The following is a 4,196-nucleotide window of genomic DNA, read 5'->3' on the forward strand; positions in this document are numbered from 1 at the left end:
GGAATATTTATTTACTATTATCATTTCTTTTTGCCTTATTGCCAAAAGAAATCATTTTACAATAATCTCTTTATCTGATAAAATATAGGATACAGTCTGGCAGAAACACCCGGACAAATACGTTAAAGTGAGGAAAATACCATGAGTGAAGAATTCAAAAATGCAGGCTGCAGTGCCAGTGACTGCTCATCCTGCTGTGAAAGCTGTGGATCCGGACAAAATCAGATTCCGAATACCATTTCCCTTACACTGGATGATAACACAGAAGTAGAATGTGCCATTCTGACTATTTTTCCTGTGAAAGAAAAAGAGTATATCGCTCTTCTTCCTTTGGATGAAAACGGACAGAATCAGGACGGAGAGGTTTATCTTTATGTTTTCTCCCGGACAGAACAGGGAGATCCTATGCTTGCAAACATTGAAAGCGATGAAGAATATGCTTCTGCAGCAGAGGCCTTTAACAGTATTCTCGAAAACGCGCGCAGAGCAGAAGAGCATGGAGAATATACAGAAGAAAAAGGAGAGTCTCTGGAATAATTCCAGGCTCTCCTTTTTTGCTGCCTTTATTTATTTGTGGTGCTTCCAAATCCACCATTACGGATGCCTGTTGCATCGTCGTCTACGGTGATTCCATATTCTACAAAAATCCCCTGCATAAATCCGGTTCCTTTTGCCAGTTCTACCGTTTTGCCTTCTCTTCCATCATTGGTCAGCTTTGCAAACATGTGTCCCTCATTGTCAGAATAAAAATAATCACTGTCAATGATCCCAACTGTATTATTCAGCTGAAGGCGGTATTTAAAGCCCAAACCACTTCTGGGATAGCATTTCAGCACCCATTCCTGATCCATTTCTACCCGGATGCCTGTAGGAATTTTAATGCTTTCTCCCGGTGCTATGGAAAAATCTGCAGGAGCATAAAAATCATAGCCGGCACTTCCCGCTGTTGCTCTTTTGGGAAGTGCGATATTTTTATAGATTTCTTTTATTTCTTCATCGGATGCTTCCGGAAAGTTATCTTTCCAGTCTTCCAAAAAACGTGCTTCACTTACTTTATGAAATTTTGCAATTCTCTTCATGCTGTTCTCCTGAAGTTATTCTGCATGGAGGATGATCTTTCCCTGACGAAGAGTCTCCGGAACATTAATCACCCGCTGATTATCTGATCCTTTCCATTTTAAAGAAGGATCTCTTCGATCTACAAGAAATTCTCCATCTACACATACGTCAAGATAATGAATGACCTCTTCATTCTGGATTTCTTCCCAAAGGGAACCTGTATAAAGCCAAATGGTCTTATTTGGATATTTCTGACGGATTTTTCTTGCAAGATCTGTAATGCCCGTTATGTTTGCCGGATGCAGCGGATCTCCTCCTGAAAAAGTGATACCGCTCACATAATCCTTGTCAAGCTCCGCAAAAATTTCATTTATCTCCGCTTCTGTAAAAGGGAGCCCTCCATTGGGGTCCCAGGTAACCGGATTCTGACATGATTTGCAGCAATGATTGCATCCAGCCACCCAGAGAACCACCCGGAGTCCGTCTCCATTCAGCATATCATCTTTTGTTATATTATGATATCTCATACGCTTTTATCTCTTATGCCTCTTCCGGCACGTCTTTCATACTGAAACTGATTCTTCCCATCTTATCTTTTCCAAGGCAGATTACTTTTACCTGATCTCCAAGACTTAATACGTCTTCAACACGGTCAATTCTTTCCTTGGCAATTTTGGAAATATGAACCATTCCCTCTTTTCCCGGTGCAAATTCAACAAATGCACCAAATTCCTTAATGCTGACTACCTTTCCGGTAAAGATCTGTCCCGCTTCAAAATCAGTAGCGATCACTTCGATCATATGAGCCGCCTCATCCATTCCTCGCTGGTCTACGCCACAGATGGATACTGCACCTTCATCACTGATATCAATTTGGACTCCGGTACGCTCAATGATGGTATTGATTGTTTTTCCTCTCTGACCTACCACATCGCCAATCTTCTGAGGATCGATCTGAATCTGGATGATCTTCGGCGCATATTTATTTACATGGCTACGAGGTTCTGCAATACATTTTTCCATAACCTCTGTAAGGATATACTCTCTTGCATCTTTTGTCCTGCGGATCGCTTCCTCAACGATAGGTCTGGTCAGACCATGAATCTTAATATCCATCTGGATAGCAGTAATACCGTCATGTGTTCCGGCAACCTTAAAGTCCATATCACCAAAGAAGTCTTCCAGACCCTGAATGTCTGTCAGAACAATATAATCATCATCTGTTGCACCTGTCACAAGACCACAGGAAATACCCGCTACCGGTTTGCTGATCGGTACACCTGCTGCCATAAGAGACATGGTAGATGCACAGATACTTGCCTGAGAAGTAGAACCGTTGGACTCAAATGTTTCAGATACGGTACGGATGGCATATGGGAACTCTTCTGCTGACGGAAGCACCGGAACAAGTGCTCTTTCAGCCAGGGCTCCATGACCGATCTCACGGCGTCCCGGTCCTCTGGACGGCTTTGTTTCACCAACAGAGTAGGACGGGAAATTATAATGATGCATATATCTCTTGGAGGTTTCAAATTCATCCAGTCCATCCAGTCTCTGAGCTTCAGAAAGAGGTGCCAGTGTAGTCAGTGTGCAGATCTGAGTCTGTCCACGGGTAAACATTGCAGATCCGTGTACTCTCGGAATAATGTCTACTTCTGCAGCAAGAGGACGGATCTGGTCGATCTTACGTCCGTCCGGACGTTTGTGATCTCTCAGGATCATCTTACGGACAGTCTTCTTCTGGTACTGGTAAACTGCCTCTCCCAGAACATTGAGCCATTCCTCATTATCTGCAAATTTATCCTGGAGTCTTGCTGTGATCTCACGGATATTTTCTTCTCTTGTCTGCTTATCATCTGTAAATACTGCCTCTTCCATTTCTTCCGGCGGGACGATCTCACGGATAGCTGCAAAAAGCTCTTCCGGAACTGCGCAGGACGCATAAAGATGTTTTTCTTTTCCACATTCTGCTACGATCTTATCAATAAAACGGATGATCTCCTGATTTACTTCATGTGCCTTGTAGATAGCTTCGATCATTTTGTCCTCAGGAACTTCATTTGCGCCGGCCTCGATCATGATCACCTTTTCCCGGGTAGAAGCCACTGTAAGCTGAAGGTCAGAAATCTCTTTCTGTGCCAGTGACGGATTGATCACAAATTCTCCATCGATAAGACCTACCTGAGTTGTTGCACATGGTCCGTCAAATGGGATATCAGAAATGCAGGTAGCAATGGAAGAGCCCAGCATTGCCGGAATCTCCGGATTGCATTCCGGATCTACTGACATTACCATGTTTACAAGTGTTACATCATTTCTGTAATCCTTCGGAAACAGAGGACGCATAGGACGGTCGATTACACGGGAAGTAAGAATAGCATGCTCACTTGCCTTTCCTTCCCTTTTATTAAATCCACCTGGAATTTTTCCTACTGCATACATTTTTTCTTCGTATTCAACACTTAAAGGAAAGAAGTCAATTCCTTCTCTCGGCTCTTTAGAAGCTGTTGCTGTTGAAAGTACAGTTGTATCACCATAATGCATCAAAGCCGCACCATTGGCCTGCTTTGCAACACGGCCTACATCTACTGTAAGTGTTCTTCCGGCTAATTCCATAGAATAACTTTTGTACATAGTTTATCTCCTTTTCATAAAATTCTACAGGCTGGCATCGCCTTCTAAGCGGACAGAAGTCCGAAACAACTGAAAAAACCGCCGACAGCAGGCTCCACACGGGCTTTTCAGAAGTCTCGGAAAATACTTCTGCTTTTCCAAAAAGGCTGTAAATACCTGTATGTAGTAAAACAGGGCGGATGGAAATCCGCCCTTCCGCAAACTAATTATTTTCTTAAACCTAATTTTTCAATCAGTGCACGGTATCTTTCGATGTCTGTTTTCTTCAGGTATGCAAGCAGACCTCTTCTCTGACCTACCATTTTCAGAAGACCTCTTCTGGAATGATGATCTTTATGATGGCTCTGTAAATGCTCTGTAAGCTCCTGAATTCTTGCTGTAAGAACTGCAACCTGTACCTCCGGTGAACCTGTGTCACCCTCACATCTTGCATATTCTTTCATGATTGCCTGTTTTTTTTCTTTTGAAATCATTATGATTTCCTCCTTATAATTATAATATTA

General features: G+C 42.7%; 5 protein-coding genes. 1 reads left to right on the plus strand and 4 read right to left on the minus strand.

Translation table 11 applies throughout. From position 1 onward, the window contains the following. Window positions 1-141 precede the first annotated feature (141 nt). Window positions 142-537, plus strand: coding sequence for a DUF1292 domain-containing protein (locus RDS42_RS12990; protein WP_308784033.1), 396 nt, complete (start codon window positions 142-144; stop codon window positions 535-537). A gap of 26 nt (window positions 538-563) precedes the next feature. Here RDS42_RS12990 and RDS42_RS12995 read toward each other — a convergent pair whose 3' ends face one another. The 4 genes from RDS42_RS12995 to rpsO all read right to left on the minus strand — a co-directional run bounded on the left by RDS42_RS12995 (window position 564) and on the right by rpsO (window position 4,166). Further along, window positions 564-1,079, minus strand: coding sequence for a deoxyuridine 5'-triphosphate nucleotidohydrolase (locus RDS42_RS12995; protein ID WP_308784034.1), 516 nt, complete (start codon window positions 1,077-1,079; stop codon window positions 564-566). Between the two features lie 15 nt (window positions 1,080-1,094). Continuing rightward, window positions 1,095-1,586, minus strand: coding sequence for an anaerobic ribonucleoside-triphosphate reductase activating protein (gene nrdG / locus RDS42_RS13000; protein ID WP_308784035.1), 492 nt, complete (start codon window positions 1,584-1,586; stop codon window positions 1,095-1,097). 13 nt (window positions 1,587-1,599) lie between these two features. Beyond that, entirely contained in the window at window positions 1,600-3,693 is a 2,094-nt protein-coding gene (locus tag RDS42_RS13005; RefSeq protein WP_308784036.1) for a polyribonucleotide nucleotidyltransferase, read from the minus strand. Window positions 3,694-3,899: 206 nt separating this feature from the next. Further along, window positions 3,900-4,166, minus strand: coding sequence for a 30S ribosomal protein S15 (rpsO, locus tag RDS42_RS13010; protein ID WP_177276684.1), 267 nt, complete (start codon window positions 4,164-4,166; stop codon window positions 3,900-3,902). Window positions 4,167-4,196 lie beyond the last annotated feature (30 nt).

This window comes from uncultured Blautia sp., from assembly GCF_902497045.1.
In the GTDB taxonomy this organism is placed as follows: domain Bacteria; phylum Bacillota; class Clostridia; order Lachnospirales; family Lachnospiraceae; genus Blautia_A.

Coding starts and splice junctions, on each gene's coding strand:
- rpsO (WP_177276684.1), bottom strand. CDS start 4,166: ATGATTTCAAAAGAAAAAAAACAGGCAATCATGAAAGAATATGCAAGA.
- RDS42_RS12990 (WP_308784033.1), top strand. CDS start 142: ATGAGTGAAGAATTCAAAAATGCAGGCTGCAGTGCCAGTGACTGCTCA.
- RDS42_RS13005 (WP_308784036.1), bottom strand. CDS start 3,693: ATGTACAAAAGTTATTCTATGGAATTAGCCGGAAGAACACTTACAGTA.
- RDS42_RS12995 (WP_308784034.1), bottom strand. CDS start 1,079: ATGAAGAGAATTGCAAAATTTCATAAAGTAAGTGAAGCACGTTTTTTG.
- nrdG (WP_308784035.1), bottom strand. CDS start 1,586: ATGAGATATCATAATATAACAAAAGATGATATGCTGAATGGAGACGGA.